This is a genomic window from Variovorax xiamenensis, assembly GCF_050916385.1.
In the GTDB taxonomy this organism is placed as follows: Bacteria; Pseudomonadota; Gammaproteobacteria; order Burkholderiales; family Burkholderiaceae_C; genus Variovorax.
The window spans coordinates 4,083,419-4,107,226 of the sequence record NZ_CP139038.1 but is presented as its reverse complement, the minus strand read 5'-3'; the positions used below and the strand labels follow the sequence as shown (position 1 = coordinate 4,107,226).

At 66.8% G+C, this 23,808-nt stretch carries 18 protein-coding genes, 1 tRNA gene and 1 riboswitch; of the genes, 9 read left to right on the top strand and 10 right to left on the bottom strand.

Features of this window, described 5'->3' with window-relative positions; genetic code table 11:
* The first annotated feature begins 4 nt into the window (after positions 1 to 4).
* On the top strand, positions 5 to 466 hold the full coding sequence (locus tag SFB74_RS18715) for a type IV pilin protein (protein ID WP_432725733.1): 462 nt from the start codon (positions 5 to 7) through the stop codon (positions 464 to 466).
* A 40-nt stretch (positions 467 to 506) separates the two neighbouring features.
* Here the strand turns inward: SFB74_RS18715 and nrdR are convergent, their stop codons facing one another.
* The 3 genes from nrdR to SFB74_RS18700 all read right to left on the bottom strand — a co-directional run bounded on the left by nrdR (position 507) and on the right by SFB74_RS18700 (position 3,294).
* Positions 507 to 950, bottom strand: a complete 444-nt coding sequence (nrdR, locus tag SFB74_RS18710) for a transcriptional regulator NrdR (RefSeq protein ID WP_007836918.1) — start codon at positions 948 to 950, stop codon at positions 507 to 509.
* 53 nt (positions 951 to 1,003) lie between these two features.
* Positions 1,004 to 2,248 (bottom strand): serine hydroxymethyltransferase, encoded by a 1,245-nt coding sequence (gene glyA, locus SFB74_RS18705; RefSeq protein ID WP_432725732.1) that lies wholly within the window; start codon positions 2,246 to 2,248, stop codon positions 1,004 to 1,006.
* 41 nt (positions 2,249 to 2,289) lie between these two features.
* A riboswitch (ZMP/ZTP riboswitch) is annotated at positions 2,290 to 2,413 on the bottom strand.
* Positions 2,414 to 2,454: 41 nt separating this feature from the next.
* A complete protein-coding gene (locus SFB74_RS18700) occupies positions 2,455 to 3,294 on the bottom strand; it encodes a transglycosylase SLT domain-containing protein (RefSeq protein WP_432725730.1) in 840 nt (279 codons plus the stop codon).
* A gap of 668 nt (positions 3,295 to 3,962) precedes the next feature.
* Between SFB74_RS18700 and SFB74_RS18695 the strand changes: the two genes are divergently transcribed.
* Together SFB74_RS18695 and SFB74_RS18690 are read left to right on the top strand one after the other, a co-directional pair.
* On the top strand, positions 3,963 to 7,790 hold the full coding sequence (locus tag SFB74_RS18695) for a DUF748 domain-containing protein (protein WP_432725729.1): 3,828 nt from the start codon (positions 3,963 to 3,965) through the stop codon (positions 7,788 to 7,790).
* 225 nt (positions 7,791 to 8,015) lie between these two features.
* Positions 8,016 to 10,868: a DUF349 domain-containing protein gene (locus SFB74_RS18690; RefSeq protein ID WP_432725728.1), complete on the top strand. Its 2,853-nt coding sequence runs from the start codon at positions 8,016 to 8,018 to the stop codon at positions 10,866 to 10,868.
* Between the two features lie 103 nt (positions 10,869 to 10,971).
* Here the strand turns inward: SFB74_RS18690 and SFB74_RS18685 are convergent, their stop codons facing one another.
* From SFB74_RS18685 to SFB74_RS18660, 6 genes are all read right to left on the bottom strand, one after another.
* The gene (locus tag SFB74_RS18685) at positions 10,972 to 11,568 is read right to left on the bottom strand and encodes a hypothetical protein (RefSeq protein WP_432725727.1); all 597 of its coding nucleotides are present in this window, start codon (positions 11,566 to 11,568) and stop codon (positions 10,972 to 10,974) included.
* 93 nt (positions 11,569 to 11,661) lie between these two features.
* Positions 11,662 to 12,453 (bottom strand): zinc-dependent peptidase, encoded by a 792-nt coding sequence (locus SFB74_RS18680; RefSeq protein ID WP_432725726.1) that lies wholly within the window; start codon positions 12,451 to 12,453, stop codon positions 11,662 to 11,664.
* Between the two features lie 17 nt (positions 12,454 to 12,470).
* Entirely contained in the window at positions 12,471 to 13,259 is a 789-nt protein-coding gene (locus SFB74_RS18675; protein WP_432725725.1) for a UDP-2,3-diacylglucosamine diphosphatase, read from the bottom strand.
* Positions 13,260 to 13,287: 28 nt separating this feature from the next.
* The gene (locus SFB74_RS18670; RefSeq protein WP_432725724.1) at positions 13,288 to 13,800 is read right to left on the bottom strand and encodes a peptidylprolyl isomerase; all 513 of its coding nucleotides are present in this window, start codon (positions 13,798 to 13,800) and stop codon (positions 13,288 to 13,290) included.
* Positions 13,801 to 13,824: 24 nt separating this feature from the next.
* Entirely contained in the window at positions 13,825 to 14,418 is a 594-nt protein-coding gene (locus tag SFB74_RS18665) for a peptidylprolyl isomerase (RefSeq protein ID WP_432725723.1), read from the bottom strand.
* Between the two features lie 82 nt (positions 14,419 to 14,500).
* Positions 14,501 to 15,091 (bottom strand): tetratricopeptide repeat protein, encoded by a 591-nt coding sequence (locus SFB74_RS18660; RefSeq protein ID WP_432725721.1) that lies wholly within the window; start codon positions 15,089 to 15,091, stop codon positions 14,501 to 14,503.
* Positions 15,092 to 15,309: 218 nt separating this feature from the next.
* On the opposite strand from SFB74_RS18660, the gene cysS reads away from it, so the two are divergent.
* From cysS to SFB74_RS18630, 6 genes are all read left to right on the top strand, one after another.
* Complete coding sequence (gene cysS, locus SFB74_RS18655; protein WP_432725720.1) at positions 15,310 to 16,686, top strand: cysteine--tRNA ligase; 1,377 nt, start codon at positions 15,310 to 15,312, stop codon at positions 16,684 to 16,686.
* Positions 16,687 to 16,703: 17 nt separating this feature from the next.
* The gene (locus tag SFB74_RS18650; RefSeq protein WP_432725719.1) at positions 16,704 to 17,354 is read left to right on the top strand and encodes a DNA-3-methyladenine glycosylase family protein; all 651 of its coding nucleotides are present in this window, start codon (positions 16,704 to 16,706) and stop codon (positions 17,352 to 17,354) included.
* Between the two features lie 150 nt (positions 17,355 to 17,504).
* Positions 17,505 to 18,488: an acetyl-CoA carboxylase carboxyltransferase subunit alpha gene (locus tag SFB74_RS18645; protein WP_432725718.1), complete on the top strand. Its 984-nt coding sequence runs from the start codon at positions 17,505 to 17,507 to the stop codon at positions 18,486 to 18,488.
* A 15-nt stretch (positions 18,489 to 18,503) separates the two neighbouring features.
* Positions 18,504 to 19,481 (top strand): tRNA lysidine(34) synthetase TilS, encoded by a 978-nt coding sequence (tilS, locus tag SFB74_RS18640; protein ID WP_432725716.1) that lies wholly within the window; start codon positions 18,504 to 18,506, stop codon positions 19,479 to 19,481.
* Positions 19,482 to 19,536: 55 nt separating this feature from the next.
* On the top strand, positions 19,537 to 20,805 hold the full coding sequence (locus SFB74_RS18635; protein ID WP_432725715.1) for an aspartate kinase: 1,269 nt from the start codon (positions 19,537 to 19,539) through the stop codon (positions 20,803 to 20,805).
* A gap of 27 nt (positions 20,806 to 20,832) precedes the next feature.
* Positions 20,833 to 20,925, top strand: a tRNA-Ser gene (locus tag SFB74_RS18630).
* A 70-nt stretch (positions 20,926 to 20,995) separates the two neighbouring features.
* Here the strand turns inward: SFB74_RS18630 and ileS are convergent.
* Positions 20,996 to 23,782: an isoleucine--tRNA ligase gene (gene ileS, locus SFB74_RS18625; protein ID WP_432725714.1), complete on the bottom strand. Its 2,787-nt coding sequence runs from the start codon at positions 23,780 to 23,782 to the stop codon at positions 20,996 to 20,998.
* Positions 23,783 to 23,808 lie beyond the last annotated feature (26 nt).

Genomic DNA, 23,808 nt, shown 5'->3' with positions numbered 1-23,808 from the left:
GAACATGAACAAGCACTCCAGAACCAAGGTTGGCAAACGGGCGCGTTCGCGCGGCTTCACGCTGATCGAACTCATGATCGTGACGATGGTGATCGGCATCCTCGCCGCCATCGCCTACCCGAGCTACACGCGCTACGTGCTGCGGGCCAAGCGGGCCGACGCGAAGCAGCAGTTGCTGCAGGCTGCGCAGTGGAACGAGCGCTACCTGACGGTCAACGGGAAATATCCGCCAGCCAACGTCGCGCTGCCGGCGGGGCTCGGCCAGTCGCCCTCGTCCGGCCCGGCCAGCTATGCCATCGGCTATGCGGCGAGATCGACGACCAGCTATACCTTGCGCGCCGTGCCGCAGGGCGCATCGGCCCGCGACGAGTGCGGGACGCTCACGGTGAATCAGCAGGGCGTCAAGCTGGCCGCCGGCAGCACCGATGCCTCGAATGCGTTGGTGCAGTCGTGCTGGAACCGCTGAAAAAACGCGGAAAAGAGATGAGAAAACGACGCAGGGCCGCTCAGATATCGCGCAGCAGCTGCCTGAACTCGTCCACGTCCTCGAAGCTGCGGTACACCGAGGCGAAGCGCACGTAGGCGACCTTGTCGAGCTTCTTGAGTTCGCGCATGACGAGCTCGCCGACCTTGGTCGAGTCGATTTCGCGCAGGCCGCTGGCCAGCAGCTTCTGCTCGATGCGCAGCAGGGCGTTGTCGATCTGCTCGATGCTCACGGGGCGCTTGCGCAGCGCCAGCATCATGGAGGCACGCACCTTGGTCGAGTCGAAGTCGGCGCGGCTGCCGTCCTTCTTCACGACCACGGGAAAGTTGACGTCCGGGCGCTCGTAGGTGGTGAAGCGCTTGTCGCAGGCGCTGCACTGGCGGCGCCTGCGGACGAAGTCGGCGTCCTCGGAAACGCGGGTCTCGACGACCTGCGTTTCAAGATGGCCGCAAAAAGGGCATTTCATGCGGCCAGGGCTTCTTCTTTTCTTTTTTCTTCTTCTCTACCGGCTGACGGAAATCAGCGGTAGACGGGGAAGCGGCTCGTCAGGGCGTGGACCTTGGCGCGCACGGCTTCGATGTTCGCCGCGTCGCGCGGGTTCTCGAGCACGTCGGCAACCAGGTTCGCGGTGATGCGGGCCTCTTCGTCCTTGAAGCCGCGGGTGGTCATGGCGGGGGTGCCGATGCGCACGCCGCTGGTGACCATCGGCTTCTCCGGGTCGTTGGGGATTGCGTTCTTGTTGATCGTCATGTGGGCGCTGCCCAGCACGGCTTCGGCTTCCTTGCCGGTGATGCCCTTGGCGCGCAGGTCGACCAGCATCACGTGGCTTTCGGTGCGTCCGCTCACGATGCGCAGGCCGCGCTGGGTGAGCGTCTCGGCCACGATCTGGGCGTTCTTGACCACCTGTTGCTGGTAGGTCTTGAACTCGGGCGACATGGCCTCCTTGAACGCGACGGCCTTGGCGGCGATCACGTGCATCAGCGGGCCGCCTTGCAGGCCCGGGAAGATCGCGCTGTTGATGGCCTTCTCGTGCTGCGACTTCATCAGGATGATGCCGCCGCGCGGGCCGCGCAGGCTCTTGTGGGTGGTGGAGGTGACGATGTCGGCGTGCGGCACCGGGTTGGGGTACACGCCTGCGGCCACGAGGCCGGCGTAGTGGGCGATGTCGACCATGAAGATCGCGCCGACGTCCTTGGCCACCTTGGCGAAGCGCTCGAAATCGATGCGCAGCGAGTAGGCCGACGCGCCCGCGATGATCAGCTTGGGCATGTGCTCATGCGCCTTGCGCTCCATCGCGTCGTAGTCGATTTCTTCCTTCTCGTTCAGGCCGTAGCTCACGACGTTGAACCACTTGCCGCTCATGTTGAGGGGCATGCCGTGGGTCAGGTGGCCGCCTTCGGCCAGGCTCATGCCCATGATGGTGTCGCCAGGCTTCAGGAAGGCGAGCATCACGGCCTCGTTGGCCGAGGCGCCGCAATGCGGCTGCACGTTGGCGGCATCGGCGCCGAAGATCTGCTTGATGCGGTCGATGGCCAGCTGCTCGGCCACGTCGACGTGCTCGCAGCCGCCGTAGTAGCGTTTGCCCGGATAGCCTTCGGCGTACTTGTTGGTGAGCTGCGAGCCCTGCGCGGCCATGACGGCCGGCGAGGCGTAGTTCTCGCTGGCGATCAGCTCGATGTGGTGTTCCTGGCGTGCGTTTTCGGCTTGAATCGCGGCCCAGATTTCGGGGTCGGTCTGTTCGACCAGGATATTGCGTTGGTACATGGCAGTCCTTTGAAGACGAGGTCCTTGTTCTTCAACCAAACAAGGGCTGCCCAGGCGAACGGCTGAACGCCTGCGTGACCAGGCGGTACGCTTCCCAGTGGTATTCCACGTCAGCGCGTGGCACCTTGCGGGGTGCTGCGCCTATCGCCAGTCGCGTACCGGTCGAGTGTAGCTCAGGAGGCTGCACCCGCGCCGCGAAAACTCCTTCAGGAAACGGAGGAGAGCAGAGCCACCTTGGCGGGCTCGCTGCCTTCTTCGTGCTTGGCCGGAGGCGCCACCACCGGGATCGGCTGCGGGCGCACGTTCGGCGGCGTGACCGTCGACGGCGCGCGGCCGTTGGCAACCTGCAGCAGGCGCTCGTGCTCGGCCATCACCTTGGCGGCGTAGCCGCCGTCGTCCTCGAGGTTGGCGGCGCCCACGTAATAGCGCAGGCCGCCTTCGAGGGAGCCAGCGCGGGCGATGCATTCCTGCAGCACCTTGACGCCGACGCGCATGTTGGTCACCGGGTCGAAGGCGGTGAGCGTGCCGCCCGCGCTTTCATATTTGTCGCCGTGCACGCGGGTCATGACCTGCATCAGGCCCTGGGCGCCGACCTGGCTCTGGGCGAAGGGGTTGAAGCTGGATTCGACGGCCATGATCGCGAGGATCAGGGTGGGATCGATCTTCGTGCGCTTGCCGATGCCATAGGCCTCGGCCACCAGCACGCTCAGCGGCTCGGCGGCCACGCGGTATTTCTTGCTCAGCCAGTAGGCCACGGCTGCCTGCTGCTTGGGCAGGTCGGCGGGGCTCGCGGCCGTGGTGCGCTCGATGGCGGTCGGCTCGAGGTCGGTGGGTTCGGGCGCGGGCTTGCGCGACTGCAGCCAGCCCATCAGTTCCTCTTCGCCGGTCTTGCGCAGGTCGGGCCGCGCCACCAGGGCGAGGGCCGCGAACACGATGGCCAGGCCGACCAGTGCAAACCCGTTGTGGGTGATTTCAAAAAAGCCGTCTGCCACATCGGACACGAAGGTCCTCAGCCCTCGGGCCGTGGCATCAAACGCCTTGCTCATCGCTTTTCCTTTCTATGCGGCACCCGAGTCGCAACGCCATGAAAGGCGAGGGATGAAGGCAGCGGCGCTTGGATTGGTACGAATCAGGCTCCGCGCATGGAGTGAAGGGGTTGGGAGCGCGGCGGCCTGATCAAGCCGGGGGAATTCGGCAGCGGATTCAGGTGGCCCCTCCGCGTCGGGCGGTCAGGGCAGCGCGGATTCTAGCGTGGCTAAATACCCGGTCAAGTATAAGTATTTGTTTTCTTATGCTTATAGTTGTTTAAAAAGTGAGCCTCCACAGAGGCGTTTTGGCTTACGGGAAATCCCTTTGTAAAACACGTTTGCAATCGGAGGGAGCGACGCCTAATCTGGACGGGCCTGGCTTTTCAGGCGTTCTTCCAAGGCCCGGGCAGCCCGAGGTGCAAGTCCGAGGGTTCAGCGGTCGAGGAGCCACGGTGGCAATCTCTTGCTGCCAGCACGGCGGGAACCATTGACTTCCGGTCGCGCGAATCGATGGCATGGGTTTTGTGCCCGCCATCAAGCCCGGTGACAAGACATTCCGTCGACTCACCGGGCTTTCTTCATCTGGGAGACCCTGCGAAGACCTTTCCCCGGCATTTGTTCCGCAGACGGGCTTGCGTCCTTTCTGCGTACGTAGCGTTGGCGCATGTTTGCGGCACACTCCAGCGATGGACGTAGCTACGATCAAACAGAACAAATGGGTGCGACGTGGGGTCGTCGCGGTGCTGGCGCTGTTGGCTTTCTGGGTCATCGCCTGGCTGGCAGTACCGCCGATCGCCAAGAGCCAGCTCCAGAAGATCGCGAGCGAGAAGCTCGGCCGGCAGGTCACCGTCGGCAAGATCGACTTCAAGCCCTGGACCCTCGAGCTCACGCTGAACGACCTGCGCATCGCCACCGCCGACGGCAGCAAGTCGCAGGTGGCCGTCAACCGCATCTATGCCGATGCCGAGCTGCAATCCATCTTCCGCCTCGCCCCGGTGATCGACGCGGTCACCGTCGATGGCCCGGCCATCCTGCTCACGCACCTGGCCGACGGCAAGTACGACATCGACGACATCCTGGCCAAGCTCTCGGCCGGTCCGCCGCCCGATCCGAACGCCAAGCCCGCGCGCTTCGCCATCTACAACATCGCGATCAATGGCGGCTCGGTCGACTTCGACGACCAGACTGTCAAGCGCAAGCACGAGCTGCGCGACTTCGTGCTCAAGGTGCCTTTCCTGAGCAACCTCGATTCCAAGCGCGACGTGAACACCGAGCCCAAGCTCGCCTTCGCCCTCAACGGCAGCAAGTTCGACTCGGCCGCGTTCACCACGCCTTTCGCCGACAGCCGCAAGACCGACGCCCACGTGCAGTTCAAGGGGCTCGATCTCGTGCCGTACCTGGGCTACATCCCCGGCGGCCTGCCGGTGAAGCTGCAGGCGGGCAGCCTCGATGCCGACCTGAAGATCGGCTTCGAGCAGGGCGCGACCACAGGCCTGAAGATCACCGGCACGGTCGAGGCCCACACCACCAAGGTCGCCGACGCGCGCGGCCGCGACCTGCTGGCCTTCGACTCGCTCAAGCTGGCGCTGGCCGACGTGCGGCCGCTGGAGTCGGTGTTCCACCTGAGCGAGGTTTCACTGGCGAATCCGCAGCTTGCGGTGGCGCGCGACGCGGCCGGCAAGCTCAATCTGCTGGCCACCGATCCGGCCACCGGCGCGGCGGAGAAGGTCGCTGCGCCGCCCGCCGCGGCAGCGAGCGCGCCCGCGGCCGGCAAGCCGGCGCCGAAGGCGGCGCTCAAGGTCCAGGTCGACAAGGTGGCCCTGAACGGCGGGCGCATCGGCTGGCGCGACGAGACCGTGAACCCTGCCGCAGCCGTCGACCTGACCGATCTCGGCATCGACGTCTCGGGCGTCACCTGGCCGATGGAGAAACCGGCCGAGTTCAGCGGCAGCACCGCCGTTGCCGGCGCCTCGCTCAAGTTCAAGGGCAACGCCACCGACAAGGTGGCCGACGTGCAGACCGAGGTCGACGCGCTGCCGCTCTCGCTGGCCGCTCCTTATCTGGCGCAGAGCCTGGAACCCACGCTCGACGGCAAGCTCAGCGGCCAGATCGACATCGCCTGGGCCCAGCCCGACCTGAAGTTCAAGGCGCGCCGCGTGTCCGCCGACGGCCTGGCGCTGACCCAGGGCAAGACCGCGCTGGCCAGCGTCGGGCGCTTCGAACTGGTCGACGCCGAGGCCGACATGACGAAGCACACGCTGAAAGTGGCTTCGTTCACCGCGACCAATCCCAAGATCCGCGTGGAGCGCGACAGCGAGAAGCGCTGGATGTTCGAGCGCTGGCTCAAGACGCCCGCCGGGGCAGGCAATACGAAGGAGGCCGAAGCCAAGGTTGCCGCACCCAAGCCCGCGACCGCCGAAACGCCGCAGCCCGGCGCCAACACCAAGCCCTGGGCGCTGACCGTCGGCACGCTGGCGGTCGACAACGGCGCGCTATCTTATTCAGACAAGGCCGGCGCGACCCCGGTGACGGTGGAAGTCACTGCCTTCAAGCTGCACGCCCAGAAGCTCGCCCCCGAAACCAATGCGACCTCGCCGCTGGAGGTCTCGGGCCGCATCGGCTCCGGGCGTTCCGACCCGGGCCGCTTCGACTACAAGGGCAACATCGTGCTCAAGCCGCTGGCGGCCGAGGGCAAGGTGGAGATCGCATCCTTCCCGGCGCACGCCTTCAAGGCTTACTACGCCGATGCGCTCAATGTCGACATCCGCCGTGCCTTCGCGAGCTATCGCGGCACGGTGCGCTACGCGACCTCGCCGGCGGGCGTGAGCGTCAAGCTGGCCGGCGACACGGCGCTCGACGACTTCCGCGCCAACAGCGTCTCGCTGACCCAGTCTCCCGGCTTCGACCGCAACAACAACCAGCTTCTGAGCTGGAAGACGCTGAGCCTGCGCGGCCTGCAGGTGAGCATGGCACCCAACGCGCCGCCGAATGTGGATGTGCGCGAAACCACGCTGACCGACTTCTTCGCCCGCGTGATCGTCGACCCGACCGGCCGGCTCAACCTGCTGAGCCTGACCAAGAAGGGCGAGGCGGAAGCGGCCGCTGCCGCCGCGGCGGCCGGCGAGGCCAGCACCCGCAAGGGCCCGGGCGGCACGACGACCACCACGGCCGCCAAGGGCTCGGCGCCGAAGCCCACCGGCGGCCGGCCGATGTCCGCCGAGGAAATGGTCGGCAGCGCGGCGCCCGAGCCCGCCAAGCCGGTGGCGGCGGCCGCCGCGCCGACGGCACCGGCCGATGCCGGGCCTGCGCCGGTCATCAACTTCGGCCCGATGAGCCTGGTCAACGGCAAGATCGACTTCACCGACCTGTTCGTCAAGCCGAACTACTCGGCCGACCTGAGCGAGCTGACCGGCAAGCTCAGCTCGTTCTCGTCGAATCCGCCCAAGGGCGAGAGCGGCCGACCCGCGCTGGCCGACCTCGAGCTGCGCGGCAAGGCCCAGCAGACCGCGGCGCTGGAAATCACCGGCAAGCTCAACCCGCTGGCCAAGCCGCTCGAGCTCGACATCACCGCCAAGATGCGCGACCTCGACCTGGCGCCGCTGTCGCCGTACTCGGTGCGCTACGCCGGCCACGGCATCGAGCGCGGCAAGATGAGCATGGACGTCAACTACAAGGTCGCGCCCGATGGCCAGCTCACCGCCACCAACAAGCTGGTGCTCAACCAGCTGCAGTTCGGCGACGAGGTGGCTGGCTCCACCAACAGCCTGCCGGTGAAGCTGGCAGTGGCGCTGCTGGCCGACCGCAACGGCGTGATCGACGTCGACCTGCCGCTCAGCGGCTCGCTCAACGACCCGCAGTTCAGCGTCGGCCCGCTGATCTGGAAGGCGGTGGTCAACCTGGTCGTGAAGGCCGTGACGGCGCCGTTCAGCCTGCTTACGGGTGGTTTGGGCGGCGGCAGCGGCGAATCGAGCGCCATCACCTTCGAGCCCGGCAGTTCCGAACTCAGCGCGTCCGCCAAGGAAAGCCTGGACAAGGTCGCCAAGGCGCTGACCGACCGGCCGACGCTGCAGATGACGGTGGTCGGCACCTCCAGCCTCGAGAAGGAGCGCGACGCCTACCAGCGCCAGCGCGTGCGCCAGCTCGCCTACGCCGAGAAGCGCCGCGTCGCGGTGCGCGGCGGCCAGACCGGCACCGACGTGCCGCCCGTCACCGACGCCGAATACCCCGAGCTGGTGACCGCCGTGTACAAGCGCGCCGACATCACCAAGCCGCGCAACATCGTCGGCCTGGCGAAGGACCTGCCGCTGCAGGACATGGAAAAGCTGCTGTTCGCCAGCGTGCCGGTCGACGAGGAGTCGATGCGCCAGCTCGCCGTCGAGCGCGGCGCGGCGGTGCGCGACTACCTGCTCGCCAAGAAGCTGCCGAGCGAGCGTCTCTTCCTGGGGGCGGTGCGCACCAGCGCCAGCGGCAGCGACTGGAAGCCGGGCGCCGAACTCAGCCTGACCATGAAGTGACGACCTGAACGAGCGCGGTGCCGCGGCCCGATCCGTGGCGCCGACTTGGTTTTTCCCTTGGGCTTGCTATATATGTAGTCCACCAGCTTTCCCATCCGCGACCCCTCGGAGTGCCGTCGTTTCAGGACGGAATTCAGTGATCGGCCGCAAGTGGGTGAAAATGTCGATGTGCGCCGGCCTTTGCCGGCGCCTTCGCTTTCTCTACCAAGACAACGATTTCGCGCAGTGACCTCTACTTCTTCCAAGCCACACGACATTCAGGCCCTCGACTCGCTCACCGGCGGCGCCTTCACCGCGCCGACGTCCGGCGAGCGCGCCGCGCGCATCCGCGACTGGCTCGCGGGCAACCCCGCGCCCGAGCAGATGCAGGAAGTCTTCAAGGAACTGAGCGGTCGCGACAAGGGCGCCGCGCGCCTGCTGCGCGAAAAGCTCGACGAACTCAAGCGCGCCAAGGGCCAGGAGGCGATCGCCGCCGAATGGGCCCAGAAGGCGGAAGCCCTCGTCGCCCAGTCCAAGCTCAACATCGCCGATGCGCTCGCCTGGCAGCGCGACGCCGCCAAGGCCGGTGCTCCGCTGTCGCGCGAGCCGCTGGCGGGCCTGAAGCTCAAGCTGTCCGAGCGCGTCAAGGGCATCGAAGACCTGCAGCACCGCGCTCAGGTGCATCGCGAAGCCGCCGTGCTGCTGGCGCAGCGCTTCGAAGTGCTGTCCACCAAGGGCTGGCAGGACGCCCAGGTCGCCGAGGAATCGCTGCGCGCCGACGTGACGCACTGGCAGCAGCAGGCGGCCGAGATCGTCGCCGACACCAACTGGAGCAGCCTCGACGCCAAGTTCGCGCCGCAGCTCGAATCGTCCAGGTCGCAGTTGCTGGTGGTGTCCGATGCGTTCCATAGCGCTCTGGCCCAGGCCGTCGCCGCCGCCGCCGATGCCGCGGCACCGCTGCCGCCCGTGCCCGTGTGGGCCGACGAGCTGCGCGCTGCGCGCGGCGAAGTCGTGGCACCCAAGCCCGCTGCTCCCGCCCGTCCGGCCGCGCCCAAGGTCGACCCGGCCGTGCGCGCCGCCGCCCAGGACGCCGTCCAGGCCGCGCTCGCCAAGCTCGAGCAGGAAACCGCAGAAGGCCACGGCAAGGCCAGCGCCGGTGCCGCCGCCGCACTGCGCGCAGTGCTCAAGGAACACGGCAAGCTGGTCGAGGCGCCGCTCGAAGCCCGCGTGCATGCCGCACTGGTCGCCGCCGGCGAACTCGAAGGCTGGCAGCGCTGGAGCGCCGACAAGGTGCGCGAAGACCTGGTCGCCAAGGCCGAAGGCCTGCTCAAGCGCCCCGAAGGCCAGGCCCTCGGCGGCCGCAAGATGCAGGAAACGCTGCGCTCGCTGCGCGACCAGTGGAAGCAGGCCGACCAGGGCGGCGTGCCGAACCATGCGCTCTGGAAGCGCTTCGACGAAGCCTGCAACGAAGCCCACAAGGTGGTCGAGGCCTGGCTCGAAAAGGTCCGCGCCGATGCGGCCGAGCACCGCGCACTGCGCGTCGCGCTGATCGAGGAGGTCAAGGCCTGGGCTGCCGAGCATGCCGGCGCCAGCGACCTGAAGGCGCACAACCGCGCGCTGCACCAGTTCGCCGACCGCTGGCGCGATGCCGGCCACGTGGGCGAGAAGGTGTTCGCCGAACTGCAGCCGCTGTGGAACGAAGCATTCGGCGCCGCCCGCGCGCCGTTCGAGACGGCACAGAAGGCCAGCATCGAACGCCGCCAGGCCATGATCGCCGAGGCGACCGAGCTCGGCGCGCAGCCGATGCTGCGCATCGACGCTGTCAAGGCGCTGCAGCAGCGCTGGCAGGCCGAGGCACAGAGCGTGCCGCTGGACCGCCGCCAGGAACAGAAGCTGTGGGACGCCTTCCGCGCGCCCATTGACGAGGCCTTCAATCGCAAGACTGCCGAGCGCGAAAAGGCGTCGGCCGCGATGAATGAGCACGATCGCAACGTGCTCGAGGCGTCCAAGGCGCTCGACGCCGCCAATGCCGGCGGCGATGCGCAGAAGATTCGTGCCGCCATCGCCCGCCTCGAAGGCGCGCTGCGCGGCGAGGCGCCGCCGCCCGCACCGAAGGCCGATGGTCCGTCGGTCGGCGCGACCGAGGTCGTGGCGCCGGGGCAGGCAGCCGCCGAATTCGGTGAAAGCGCCGAACAGGCACCGAGCCCGAGCGACGCGGAAGCTTCGCCCGGCACGCACGCCGATGCAGCCGCGGCGCCCGACGCTTCGGCGGACCTCGTGGCACCGGCCGACGGTGCCGACGCTTCGGCACGCACCGATGGCGCGGCGCACGATGCCGGCGAAGCTGCCGCAGTCGTCGAAGCGCCGGCCGCGGCACCGAAGGCCGCGCCCAAGCCCGTCGTGGCCATGCGCGGTGACGACCGTCCGAGCAGCAAGAAGGCCGAGCCGGCACCTGCCGCGCGCGGTGGGGCCGGTGGCCGCTTCGGCGACCGCCGCGATGGCGGCCGTCCCGGTGCCGGTGGCCCGGGTCGTCCTGGCGGCGATCGTGGTGATCGTGGAGCCCCTCGCGGTGGCGATCGTGGCGCGCCCGGCGGCCGTTTCGGCGACCGTCCGCCGCGCGAAGATCGCGGCCCGCGCCTGGGCGACGCTGCCTTCCGCGCACAGCGCGAAGCTCTCGAGCGCGCCGACATGGCGCTGCGCAAGCTCGCGGCGCAGGCCCATGGCGAAGCCCTGACCCAGGTGCTGGGCGCCTGGGAGCAGCGCGACGCCAGCCGTCTGCCGAGCATCCAGGAGCTGGGCCGCGCGGTCACGCCGGCCGTGCGCAGCGGCTGGTCGCAAGCCATCGGCTCCGCGCCGACGGCTGCGGCGAACGACGCCGCCGAAGCGCTGCTGCGTCTCGAAATGGCCGCTGAGGTGCCGACGCCCGCCGAACAACTCGATGCACGCCGTGCCCTGCAGCTCAAGCTGCTGACGAAGCGCGGCGATCCGGCGCCGGCCCAGACCTGGGGCCAGGACGCCGGCAAGGTGCTGGCCGCGGCGCACGACGCTGCCAGCGCGCGTCGTCTGCAGAACGCGCTGAAGGCCCTGCTGCGCAAGTAAGGCGCGGCGGCAGGCGGGCGGAAGGACGAAACTGCCGCCCATGAAAAAGGCGCCCCGCGGGGCGCCTTTTCTTTTGAGCGTCGAAGCCGCAAGAGGCTGGCGCTCAGACCTTCTCGCCGATGGCGGGCGTCTGCACGGCGGCGGCCTGTTCGGCCAGGTAGCCGTCGCGGATCTTGCGGCGGATCAGCAGCCCGCCGATGCCCAGCAGCAGGGCGAGCGCGCCGACGATCAGCGTGCCCTTGTCGGTGGCGCTCGATGCGGCGGCTTTGTCCTTCACTTCCATGATCTTCTGCACGTCTTCCAGCGACACCACGGGCTTGCCCTTGAGCTTGACTTCGTAGACCAGGTTGTTGTCCGAGGGATCGACGCGCACCTCGACGGCTTCGTCGATCAGCGGCTCGAGCTTGCTGCGGCCGACCGCGTAGTCGACGCGCCACTTCTCGGTGTTGCCGTCGGCCAGCTTGGCGTCGAGCACGAAGTAGCGGCGCGTGGTGCTGCCGCCGCGGCGGCGCTTGGTGGTCTCGGTGACTTCGCTGCCGCTGACGATCGTGCCGCTCTTGGCGACCAGGTCTTCGACGGCGGTGCCGTGCGTGTCCGAGCTGGCCTTGAACTGCGCATAACCTGCCCAGCCCAGGATGCCGATGCCGAACACCAGCGCGATCCACGCCTTGCCCGTGAGCTGATAGAACCAATCCCTCATGTTGTTTACCTTTTTGGTGAGTTGATAACCCATCAATGGTAAGGGTTGTGGCGCTATCGAATCAGTAGCTGAAGGGCGATATTGGGCGGGGGCTCAGGGCCTTTTAGGCAGAAAGAATTCATCGAAGATCGCGAGCACGCCGGGGAAGTCGCGGGCGAAGTTCGGGCGGTTCACGAAGTAGGCCTCGCAGGCCACCGCGAAGAACTCGCTGATCGAGGTGGCGCCATAGGCATCGAGCCATGGCGCCTCGGTGCCGAAGCGCTCCGCCTTGATGGTCTGCTCGCGGAAGTCGTCGTATGCCGGCTGCAGCACGGCCAGCCACGCCTCGCGGGCCGCACGGGAACTGCGCTGGCCCGCGAAGCCGGGCGGCAGGGGCGGGCAGCCGTTGGCGTCGCCGCTGCGCATGTCGATCTTGTGGGCGAACTCGTGGATCACGACGTTGTAGCCGCGCTCGCTCGTGATGCTGCTGGCCAGCACGTCGTCCCAGCTCAGCATGACGGGGCCGCGGTCCATGGCCTCGCCGGCCACGACTTCGCCGTATTCGTGCACCACCTGCGCTTCGTCGATCACCTTGCGCCGTGCGACCACTTCGGAGCGGTGCACGACGATGCCGACGAAATCGTCGTACCAGTTCAGCCCGCCCTTCAGGTGCAGCACCGGCAGCACGGCCTGCGCCGCGATGGCCAGTGCCACCTCGTTGGTGATGGAGAAGCCCTTGGCGCCGTGGAATTCCTTGTCGCGCAGGAATTCGGCCGTGAGCGTGCGCAGGCGCTGCCGGTCGGCTTCGGGCAGGGCGCCCAGGAAGGCATAGCGCCTGAGCGTGGCCTGCCACGCGGCTTCGGGAATCGGGGGCAGGGCGCGCAGGCGGCGCAGCCACTTGAACATTGCTGGCGGCGGCGCGGCTAGCGCAGGTCGACGCGCTGCGCGCCGGCGGAGGAAAGGCACAGCAGCTGCGCGCGCGGCGGATGCGCCGCGGCATCCCAGTCGCTCAGCACGACGCGGCGCAGGCCGTCGCCCAGGTCATGGTCGGCCGGGCGGTGCGTGTGGCCGTGCACCAGCGTGAAGGCGTTGGCGCGGCGCAGCCAGTCGCGCGCCGCATCATGGTCGACGTCGGCCCAGACCATTGAGGGATTGCGCTTGCGGTCTTCGCTCTGCACGCGCATGGAGCGTGCGAGCGCGCGGCGCTCTTCCAGCGGTCGCGCGAGGAACGCGGCCTGCCATCCGGGCGTGCGCACCTGCGCGCGGAACTTGAGGTACTCGGTGTCTTCGAGGCAGAGGATGTCGCCGTGGCTCAGCAGCCAGCGCTGGCCGTGCAGCACCAGCACGGTCGGGTCGTCGAGCAGCGTCAGGCCGCATTGCGCCGCGAACGCGGGGCCGACGAGGAAGTCGCGGTTGCCATGCATGAAGAACACCGGCAATCGCTTCGCCGTCTGGCGCAGGAGTTCGGCGCACTGGGCTTCAAAGGTGGCAGGCTCGCCGGGCTGGGCGGCGGAATCGTCGCCCACCCACACCTCGAACAGGTCGCCGAGGATGATGAGCGCGTCCGCCGGCGTGGTCTGCAGGTAGCCCTGCCAGGCCTCGAAGGTGGCGGGCTCGCCGGCCTGCAGGTGCAGGTCGGAGATGAGGTCGACAGTGCGCCACGCGGGTGGCGCCACCAGTTCCGCAAAGGCCGGGTTCGCCACCGTGCTCATGCTGCTGTCGAACCGGGCCGGTCGCGGGTCATTCCGCGGTGACGACGGCCTTTTCGATCACGACGTCTTCGAGCGGCACGTCGTCATGGAAGCCCTTGCGGCCCGTCTTCACGGCCTTGATCTTGTCGACCACGTCGGTGCCGGCGATGACCTTGCCGAACACCGCATAGCCCCAGCCCTGGGCCGAGGGAGCGGTGTGGTTCAGGAAGCCGTTGTCGGCCACGTTGATGAAGAACTGGGCGGTGGCCGAGTGGGGCGCGCTGGTGCGGGCCATGGCCACGGTGTAGTTGTCGTTCTTCAGGCCGTTGTTGGCTTCGTTCTGGATTTCGGCGTCGGTGGGCTTTTGCTTCATGCCGGGTTCGAAGCCGCCGCCTTGCACCATGAAGCCGGGGATCACGCGGTGGAACACCGTGTTGTCGTAGTGGCCCTTCTTCACGTACGCGACGAAGTTCTCGACCGACTTCGGCGCCTTGGCGGCGTCGAGTTCGAGCGTGATCACGCCGAGGTTCTTGATGTGCAGTTCGACTTGGGGATTGCTCATGAGAGGACTCCTACTTGAAAGGGATTACTTCGCCACCACGGTGGCGGACTTGATGGTGACGGCTTCGAGCGGCACGTTCTGCATGCCGCCCTTGTTGCCGGTGGCCACCGCGCGGATCTTGTCGACCACGTCGGTGCCGGCGACGACCTTGCCGAACACGGTGTAGCCGTAGCCGTCGGGGTTGGGCGCGTTGAGCGAGTCGTTGTTCTTCACGTTGATGAAGAACTGCGAGGTCGCCGAGTTGGGATTGCCGGTGCGGGCCATGGCGATCGTGTACTTGTCGTTCTTCAGGCCGTTGCTCGCTTCCAGCGGAATGGGCGCGCGCGTGGGCTTTTGCTGCAGGTCGGCCGTGAAGCCGCCGCCCTGGATCATGAAGCCGTCGATCACGCGGTGGAAGACCGTGCCGTCGTAGTGCTTGTCCTTGACGTACTGCAGGAAGTTCTCGACCGTCTTGGGCGCCTTCGCTTCGTCGAGCTCGACCACGATGTCGCCGGCCGAGGTGGCGAGCTTGACGCGCGGCGTGGCCGACTGCGCATGGCCGCTGGCGGCGAACGCGAATGCGGCTGCGAGCACGAGGGCGCCGCGGCGGCTGAAGCGGGAGAAGGAGTTGGTCGTCAAGTGAGGCTCCGTATGCGGATGGAGGAACGGTGCCGCGCCGTGGCCGCCATGGCGGTGTCGCGGCTGCGGCGACTGGTTTTGCTTACTTGCTGGTGCGGCCGACCGGCTTGCGGATGACCACCGGCGCGGCGGGCAGGGCGGCTGCCTCGGCTTCGGTCTTCGAGGTGAAGATCTGGCGCACCAGCGCGAGCTTGGGCGCGACGCTGGCGTTGGTGCTGGCGAACTGCTGGGCGCGCACGTATTCCTGCGCCGCGAGGCGGGCGTACACGTCGCCGAGGTTCTCGTGCGCCGTGGCGTAGTTCGGGTTGAGCTTGATGGCCTGTTCGAGCGCGGCGCGTGCCTGGTCGAACTTGCTTTGCGACGCATAGAGCGCGGCAAGGTTGTTGTAGGGCTCGGAGAGTTCGGGGAAGTCCTGCGTGAGCTGGGTGAAGGCGATGACGGCCTCGGCCTGCTTGTTCTGCTCGGTGAGGATCACGCCGCGCAGGAAGCGCATCTGCGGATCGCGCGGCTTGCCGGCGATGTAGGTGTCGGCCTTGGCGAGCGCCTCGTTCGACTTGCCCTGGCGCAGCAGCGCGTTCACGTCGTCGTATTCGTTCGCATGCGCCGCGGAGCCCCAGAGGCTGAACAGCAGTGCGAAGGCAATGGAGAGTCTGGAGAAGGCGGCGTGCTTCATGAAGCCTCGGCGGAATTGGGGGGAGATGCGGGGGGAGCGAGCTTGGATCAGGGCTTGGGGATCACCCGGACGCTACCCGATGGCAGCCGTTTATACTTGACCGGATTGTAACCGAGGGGCCATGTCGACCCCCTCGCGAACACAGTCCCAGTCACCCCTGAAAAACAACGTCTTTCGCCCGTGCCGCACGCGCGCGGAATGGCGTTTTTCCGAATCTCATGAGTCTGCGCATCTACAACACGCTGTCGCGTGAATTGGAGGAATTCTCCCCATTGCAACCGGGAAAGGTGCGCATGTACGTTTGCGGCATGACGGTCTACGACTTCTGCCATATCGGCCATGCGCGCATGATGATGGCGTTCGACGTGGTGCAGCGCTGGCTGCGTGCCAGCGACTACGCCGTGACCTATGTGCGCAACATCACCGACATCGACGACAAGATCATCGCCCGCTCGGTGCAGCGCGGCATCACCATCCGCGAGCTGACCGACGAAGTGATCGCGGCCATGCACGAGGACATCGGCGCGCTCGGCATCGAGCCGCCCACCATCGAGCCGCGCGCCACCGAATACGTGCCGCAGATGCTCGGCATCATCGAGAAGCTCGAGCGGAAGGGCCTGGCCTACCGCTCCGAGAACGGCGACGTGAACTACGCGGTGCGCAAGTTCCCGGGCTACGGCAAGCTGTCGGGCAAGTCGCTCGACGAGCTGCATGCCGGCGAACGGGTTGCCGTGCTCGACGGCAAGCAGGACCCGCTCGACTTCGTGCTCTGGAAGGCGGCCAAGCCGACCGAGCCCGCCGACGCCAAATGGGAAAGCGACTACGGCACCGGCCGTCCGGGCTGGCACATCGAGTGCTCGGCCATGAGCTGCGCCACCCTGGGCGAGACCTTCGACATTCACGGCGGCGGCGCCGACCTGCAGTTCCCGCACCACGAGAACGAAATCGCCCAGAGCGAAGGCGCCAACGGCAAGCCGCTGTCGCGCTTCTGGGTGCACAACGGCTTCGTGCGCGTGGACAACGAGAAGATGTCCAAGAGCCTGGGCAATTTCTTCACCATCCGCGAGGTGCTGCAGAAGTACGACGCCGAGAGCCTGCGCTTCTTCCTGGTGCGCACGCATTACCGCAGCGCGCTCAACTACAGCGACGCGCATCTCGACGACGCACGCAATTCGCTGAAGCGCCTGTACACCGCGCTAGACCTGGTCGCTCCGGCCGAGGTGGCCATCGACTGGGCGGAGCCTCATGCCGCGCGCTTCAAGGCCGCCATGGACGAGGACTTCGGCACACCCGAAGCCATTGCCGTGCTGTTCGAACTTGCAGGCGAAGTCAATCGCACCAAGTCCGCCGAAACCGCCGGCTTGCTGAAGGCACTGGCCGGTTCGCTGGGCATTCTGCAAGGCGACCCGCGGGCCTTCCTGCAGGCAGGCAGCACGCTCGACGAAGCCACCATCCAGGCAAAGATCGACGCTCGCGCTGCTGCCAAGGCCGCGAAGAACTTCGCCGAAGCCGACCGCATCCGCCAGGAACTCCTCGAGCAGGGCATCGTGCTCAAGGATTCGCCCACGGGCACGACCTGGGCGGCTGCGCAGTGAACGGAACGACGAACCCCATGCCCGCCCCCCGGAAGTCCAGCGTCAAGATCTATACGCCGGACTATTGGGAGGAGGCGTGCAAGCATCTCTCGCGCAAGGACCGCGTGATGAAGCGGCTGATCCCGAAGTTCGGGGACGCCTGCCTCGAGTCGCGCGGCGATGCGTTCACCACGCTCGCGCGCAGCGTGGTCGGCCAGCAGATCTCCGTGAAGGCCGCGCAGTCGGTCTGGGACAAGTTCGCCGCGCTGCCGCGCAAGCTGACGCCGGCCAACGTGCTCAAGCTCAAGGTCGACGACATGCGCGGGGCGGGGCTGTCGGCGCGCAAGATCGAGTACCTCGTCGACCTGGCCCTGCATTTCGACTCGGGCCTGGTGCACGTCGATGCATGGAAGGACATGGACGACGAGCAGATCATCGATGAGCTCGTGGCCATCCGCGGCATCGGCCGCTGGACGGCCGAGATGTTCCTCATCTTCCACCTGATGCGTCCGAACGTGCTGCCGGTAGACGACCTGGGGCTGCTCAACGGCATCAGCGTCAACTACTTTTCGGGCGACCCGGTCAGCCGCAGCGATGCCCGTGACGTCGCCGTGGCCTGGGCGCCTTATTGCAGCGTGGCGACTTGGTATATTTGGCGATCGCTGGATCCCGCTCCAGTCGCGTATTAGCAACACCCCCAGGCTGCGCGCACTTCGTGTCGCTTCGCCAACCCCCTCAAGGGGGCAACACCTGCGGCCCGGCGAAGCCGGTTCCGCGGTGTTCCTGGAATGGATGCGACGGACTTGCGGGCAGCAAACTGAAATAAACAGGAGAAGACGTTGGCGAAACGAACCTTCCTCGACTTCGAGCAGCCGATTGCCGAGCTCGAAACAAAGATCGAAGAATTGCGCTATGTGCAGACCGAATCCGCGGTCGACATTTCTGAAGAGATCGATCAGCTCGGCAAGAAGAGCCAGCAGCTCACCAAGGACATCTACAGCGACCTGACGCCCTGGCAGATCACCAAGATCGCGCGGCATCCGGAGCGCCCGTACACGCTGGACTACGTCAACGAAATCTTCACCGATTTCGTCGAGCTGCACGGCGACCGCCATTTCTCGGACGACCTGTCGATCGTGGGCGGCCTCGCCCGCTTCAACGGCGTGCCTTGCATGGTCATCGGCCACCAGAAGGGCCGCGACACGAAGGAGCGCACCGCGCGCAACTTCGGCATGAGCAAGCCCGAGGGCTATCGCAAGGCGCTGCGCCTGATGAAGACGGCCGAGAAGTTCAAGCTGCCGGTCTTCACCTTCGTCGACACTCCCGGCGCATATCCCGGCATCGATGCCGAGGAACGCGGCCAGTCGGAAGCCATCGGCCGTAACATCTTCGAGATGGCGCAGCTCGAGGTGCCGATCATCGTCACCATCATCGGCGAGGGCGGCTCCGGCGGCGCGCTGGCCATTTCGGTCGGCGACCAGCTGCTGATGCTGCAGTACTCGATCTACTCCGTGATCAGCCCCGAAGGCTGCGCTTCCATCCTCTGGAAGACTGGCGAGAAGGCCCAGGAAGCCGCAGATGCACTTGGCATCACCGCGCACCGCCTGAAGGCGCTGGGCCTGGTCGACAAGATCGTGAACGAGCCCGTCGGCGGCGCACACCGCGACCATCGCCAGATGGCTGCGTTCCTCAAGCGCGCTCTCAACGACGCCTTCCGCCAGGTCAGCGACCTGAAGCCGAGGGAACTGCTGGAGCGCCGCTACGAGCGCCTGCAGAGCTACGGCCGCTTCAACGACACCAAGGCCGAGAGCAGCGGCAGGTAACGCGCGGGCGCAGTCATGAACTCCGCTTTCGAACGCGCCATTGCCGCGTTCGAGCCGGCGCATTGGCCGCTGGCGGTGGGGTTCAGCGGCGGCGCCGATTCGACCGCCTTGCTGGCTGCCTGCGCGTCGCGCTGGCCGGGGCAGGTGGTCGCCTTCCATGTGCATCACGGGCTGCAGGCAGCAGCCGACGGATTCGAGCAGCATTGCCGTTCGACCTGCGAGCGCCTGGGCGTGCCGCTGGTCGTCCATCGCGTCGACGCGCGGCATGCGTCTGGCGAGAGCCCTGAAGATGCGGCCCGCAGAGCGCGATACGCGGCGTTCGCCGAAATGGCGCGTGCCGATGGGGCGGAGGCGGCCATCAGGTCCGTGGCGCTGGGGCACCATGCCGACGACCAGGTCGAAACGCTGCTGCTGGCGCTGTCGCGCGGCGCGGGGCTGCCGGGGCTGGCGGCAATGCCGGCGCATGCGCGGCGCAACGGGCTCGACATCCATCGCCCGCTGCTCGCGGTGGCGGGCGCCGAGATTCGCGAATGGCTGGCCGGCCGCGATCTGCAATGGATCGAAGACCCGACCAACGAGGACGCGCGCTACACCCGCAACCGGATCCGCTCGGTGCTGATGCCCGCGCTGGAGCAGGCCTTTCCGCAGTTCCGCTCCACCTTTGCGCGCAGCGTGGGCCATGCCGCGCAGGCGCAGCAGCTGCTCAATGAACTGGCGGCGCAGGACCTGGAAAGCGTGGGCAATCCGCCGCGCATCGCCGCGCTGCAGACGCTGTCGCGTGCCCGGCAGGCCAATGTGCTGCGCCACTGGCTGATGCAGTCGCACGGCTGCGCGCCCAGTGCGGCGCAGCTCGACCAGCTGCTCGACCAGGTCCGCGCCTGCACCACGCGCGGCCACCGCATCCATCTCAAGGTGGCCGCCGGTTTCGTCGAGCGGGAGGGCGATTTCCTGCATTGGTACAATGCTTCGCCCTCGCCGAAGACTTCGCTCTGACCGCTTGCAGGGCGCCGCCTCTCAAGCGGCCCTTTCCTTTTCTCTGATTTCACCCATGGCATTGATCGTTCACAAATACGGCGGTACGTCGATGGGCTCGACCGAGCGCATCAAGAATGTCGCCAAGCGTGTCGCCAAGTGGGCGCGCGCAGGCCACCAGATGATCGTGGTTCCGAGCGCCATGAGCGGCGAGACCAACCGCCTGCTCGGCCTGGCCAAGGAACTGGCGCCCAGCAAACCCGGCGTGGCCCACAACCGCGAACTCGACATGCTCGCCTCCACCGGCGAGCAGGCATCGTCGGCACTGCTGGCCATCGCGCTGCAGGCCGAGGGCGTCGAGTCCGTGAGCTACGCGGGCTGGCAGGTGTCGGTGCGTACCGACAACTCCTACACCAAGGCCCGCATCGAAAGCATCGACAGCGAGCGCGTGATGGCCGACCTCAATGCCGGCAGGGTGGTGGTCATCACCGGCTTCCAGGGCGTAGACGACGACGGCAACATCACCACGCTGGGCCGCGGCGGCAGCGACACTTCGGCCGTGGCCATCGCCGCGGCGATGAAGGCGAACGAATGCCTGATCTATACCGACGTCGACGGTGTCTACACGACCGACCCGCGCGTCGAGCCCGATGCGCGCCGCCTGACGACCGTGAGCTTCGAGGAAATGCTCGAAATGGCGAGCCTGGGCTCCAAGGTGCTGCAGATCCGCTCGGTGGAATTCGCCGGCAAGTACAAGGTGCCGCTGCGTGTGCTCTCGAGCTTCACGCCGTGGGACATCGACATCAATGAAGAGGCCAAGTCCGGCACGCTGATCACTTTCGAGGAAGACGAAAACATGGAACAAGCCGTCGTATCCGGCATCGCATTCAACCGCGACGAAGCCAAGATCTCGGTGCTCGGCGTGCCCGACAAGCCCGGCATCGCGTATCACATCCTCGGTGCCGTGGCCGACGCCAACATCGAAGTCGACGTGATCATCCAGAACCTCAGCAAGGACGGAAAGACCGACTTCAGCTTCACCGTTCACCGCAACGAGTACGCGAAGACGATCGACCTGCTGCAGTCGAAGGTTATGCCTTCGCTGGGCGCGACCGAAGTGGTCGGCGACACCAAGATCTGCAAGGTCAGCATCGTCGGCATCGGCATGCGCAGCCACGTGGGCGTTGCGAGCAAGATGTTCCGCGTGCTGAGCGAAGAGGGCATCAACATCCAGATGATCTCGACCAGCGAAATCAAGACTTCGGTCGTGATCGACGAAAAATATATGGAATTGGCAGTGCGCGCACTGCACAAAGCCTTCGATCTGGATCAGCCGGGCGCATAAGTAGTGGCATAATCTCGGCTTCTTTCAGGAACTGTGACCGAGTGGCCGAAGGTGCTCCCCTGCTAAGGGAGTATGGGGTGTAGAGCCTCATCGAGGGTTCGAATCCCTCCGGTTCCGCCAAGATGCAACCCCTGTAGCTACCAAGCTACAGGGGTTTTTTCTTTTCAGGCCCGACCTGCACGCGGCTCTCTCAGGCGCCGTACAGCTCCGGAAACCCCGCCAGCACAGTCCGGCACCGCTCGCAGAGCATTCCCTGCTCGCCGTCTTCGTCCGCTACGGTGGCATCGTGCCGCCAGCACCTCCTGCAACGCAGGAACGAGGTCTGCCTGACCCTGACGTCGACCTTGTCGCCCACCCTCAGGACCACGTCGGCGACCATGAAGATCGAAGCCAGCTCCGAGCCCAGCAGCGCGAGCGATTCGACGACTTCCACGGGCGCCTCGATCACGAGGTTCGCCTCGCCGGAGCGGCCGATGCTTCCCGACGAGCGCAGATCCTCGATCGCCTTCATCACGCTCGGACGCAACTGCCTCACGTGCCGCCAGAACTCGGCGACGTCCGGGTCGTCGTCCGCGTCGGGTGGTGCTGCTTCGTCCCAGGTGTGGAGGAATACGCTGTCGTCCTCCGCGTCGAACAGCACCATCCACGCTTCCTCCGCGGTGAAACTGAGGATCGGTGCCGCAAGCAGCAGGAGGTTCCTGAGAACAGCGTGCAGCGCGGTCTGCGCGGACCGTCTTTCGCGGCTGTCCCGCGCGCTCGCATACAGCCGGTCTTTCAGCACGTCGAGATAGAAGCCCCCGAGCTCCTCCGCGCAATAGCCGTGAAGGAGGCGCGTCACAGAGACGAAGTCGTACTCGCTGTAGCCCTTGCGGCAGTGCTCCGCCAGTTCGCGGCAGCGCACCAGCGCATAGCGGTCGACGCTCGCCAGATCGCGTTCGGGCACCGAATCGGCTTTTGCATCGAAGTCCGACACGTTCAGCAGCAGAAAGCGGATCGTGTTGCGGATGCGCCGGTACATCTCGACGACGCGGTCCAGGATTTCTTCCGAGACCGAGATGTCCGTCGAATAGTCGGTGCTCGCGATCCACAGCCGGATGATCTCCGCGCCCCGCGTGCCGGCCACCTCCTGCGGGCTGACGGTGTTGCCCAGCGACTTGCTCATCTTCTTGCCGTTTCCGTCGACGGCGAAGCCATGCGTCAGCACGGCCTTGAACGGCGCAAGGCCGTCCGCCGCGCAGCCCGTCATGAGCGAAGAGCCGAACCAGCCCCTGTGCTGGTCGGAGCCCTCGAGGTACAGGTCCGCCGGATGGCCGTGCGCGTCGGGGCGCTGCGGATCCCTGTAGACGGTCGCGTGGATGGAGCCGGAGTCGAACCACACGTCGAGGGTATCGGACAGCTTTTCGAACTCCGACTCATCCACGCCCAGGTCCGCGGGACTCAATCGAGTCCAGGCGGAAATTCCTTCGCGCTCCACGCGCCGCGCCACTTCCTCGATGAGGCGCGAGGTCTCGGGGTGCAGCGAGTTGTCGCTGCGCCTCACGAAGAAGGCGAGCGGAACGCCCCACGCGCGCTGGCGCGAGACGCACCAGTCGGGCCGGCCGTCGATCATCGCCTCCATGCGCGAGCGGCCCGAGGCGGGGTAGAACGGCACGTCCCTGATCGCCTCTCGCGCGGTCTCGCGCAGCGTGCGCGCATCGCCCGTCGCGGGATGGTCCATGGCAATGAACCATTGCGTCGTCGAGCGGAACAGGATCGGCGTCTTGTGCCGCCAGCAGTGAGGGTACGAATGCTCGATGCGCTCCTGCCGCAGCAGCGAGCCGTCGGCCTTCAGCATCTCGACGATCGCCTTGCTGCCTTCCTCCAGCGCCATGCCGCCGATCACAGGCAGGCCGGGCACGAAGCGCCCGGCACCGTCGATCACGTTGTCGCCACCGATACCCAGGCCGCGGCACAGCTCGAAGTCTTCCGCGCCGTGCGCCGGCGCCAGATGGACAAGGCCGGTGCCGGTGTCCAGCGAGACGAAATCGGCGGCGACCATGGGCACCGCGATGTCCTGCAGTGGATGCTTCAGCATCGAGCCGACGAGTTCGTTGCCGGGCGCGACCGCGAGAAGCTCGTGCGCGATCCCGAAGGCGCCGAGCAGCCTTGCGCCGCTCTCCGCCGCCAGCACCAGCAGGCCGTCTGGCGTGTCGTACAGGCCGTAGCTGGCCTCGGGATCGAGGCCCACGGCGGCATTGCCGGGCAGCGTCCACGGCGTCGTGGTCCAGATCACGATGCGGGCCTGCTTGCCTTCAGGCAGTGGGCATTTGAAGCGCGACACCAGGTCGGCCGCATCCATGGCCCGCATTCCCACATACGCCGTCGTCGAGCGCTTGGGCGCGTATTCGAGCTCGGCCTCGGCCAGCGCCGACTGGCAATCGACGCACCAGTTCACCGGCTTCTGGCCGCGAAACAGCAGGCCGCGTTGCCGGATGCGATCGAGAAAGCGGATCTCGTTGGCCTCGGTCTCGAAGTCCATGGTGCGAAAGGCCCTGTCCCAGTCGCCGAGCAGGCCCAGGCGCAAAAAATCCTTCTTCTGGCTCTGCGTCTGCGAGAAGGCGTATTCGCGGCATAGCTTCTGGACCTGCTCGGTCGGCAGGCCCCTGCCGTTCATCTGCTCGATGCGGTGTTCGATGGGCATGCCGTGGCAGTCCCAGCCTGGAATCCACTGCGAGTCGAAGCCGTCGAAGAAGCGGCTCTTGAAGACCATGTCCTTGAGCACCTTGTTCACCGCATGCCCGATGTGGATGTCGCCGTTCGCATAGGGCGGGCCGTCGTGCAGGATGAAAGGCGGGCGCCCGGCGGCGGCGGCGCGCATCCGCTCGTAGATGCGCAGCCGCGCCCAGCGCTCGACCAGTGCAGGCTCGCGCCTGGGCAGGTCGCCCTTCATCGGGAACGGCGTCTTCAGCAGGTTCAGGGTGTCTTTCAAATCTGGCATGCGGTCGTTTCTTTTTTCTCGAGATA

Bases quoted from the DNA above. Each gene is read 5' to 3' on its own strand.
- cysS (WP_432725720.1), top strand. From the start codon at position 15,310: ATGAGTCTGCGCATCTACAACACGCTGTCGCGTGAATTGGAGGAATTC.
- SFB74_RS18680 (WP_432725726.1), bottom strand. From the start codon at position 12,453: ATGTTCAAGTGGCTGCGCCGCCTGCGCGCCCTGCCCCCGATTCCCGAA.
- SFB74_RS18650 (WP_432725719.1), top strand. From the start codon at position 16,704: ATGCCCGCCCCCCGGAAGTCCAGCGTCAAGATCTATACGCCGGACTAT.
- SFB74_RS18715 (WP_432725733.1), top strand. From the start codon at position 5: ATGAACAAGCACTCCAGAACCAAGGTTGGCAAACGGGCGCGTTCGCGC.
- ileS (WP_432725714.1), bottom strand. From the start codon at position 23,782: ATGCCAGATTTGAAAGACACCCTGAACCTGCTGAAGACGCCGTTCCCG.
- SFB74_RS18660 (WP_432725721.1), bottom strand. From the start codon at position 15,091: ATGAAGCACGCCGCCTTCTCCAGACTCTCCATTGCCTTCGCACTGCTG.
- SFB74_RS18635 (WP_432725715.1), top strand. From the start codon at position 19,537: ATGGCATTGATCGTTCACAAATACGGCGGTACGTCGATGGGCTCGACC.
- SFB74_RS18675 (WP_432725725.1), bottom strand. From the start codon at position 13,259: ATGAGCACGGTGGCGAACCCGGCCTTTGCGGAACTGGTGGCGCCACCC.
- SFB74_RS18685 (WP_432725727.1), bottom strand. From the start codon at position 11,568: ATGAGGGATTGGTTCTATCAGCTCACGGGCAAGGCGTGGATCGCGCTG.
- SFB74_RS18700 (WP_432725730.1), bottom strand. From the start codon at position 3,294: ATGAGCAAGGCGTTTGATGCCACGGCCCGAGGGCTGAGGACCTTCGTG.
- tilS (WP_432725716.1), top strand. From the start codon at position 18,504: ATGAACTCCGCTTTCGAACGCGCCATTGCCGCGTTCGAGCCGGCGCAT.
- glyA (WP_432725732.1), bottom strand. From the start codon at position 2,248: ATGTACCAACGCAATATCCTGGTCGAACAGACCGACCCCGAAATCTGG.
- SFB74_RS18670 (WP_432725724.1), bottom strand. From the start codon at position 13,800: ATGAGCAATCCCCAAGTCGAACTGCACATCAAGAACCTCGGCGTGATC.
- nrdR (WP_007836918.1), bottom strand. From the start codon at position 950: ATGAAATGCCCTTTTTGCGGCCATCTTGAAACGCAGGTCGTCGAGACC.
- SFB74_RS18695 (WP_432725729.1), top strand. From the start codon at position 3,963: ATGGACGTAGCTACGATCAAACAGAACAAATGGGTGCGACGTGGGGTC.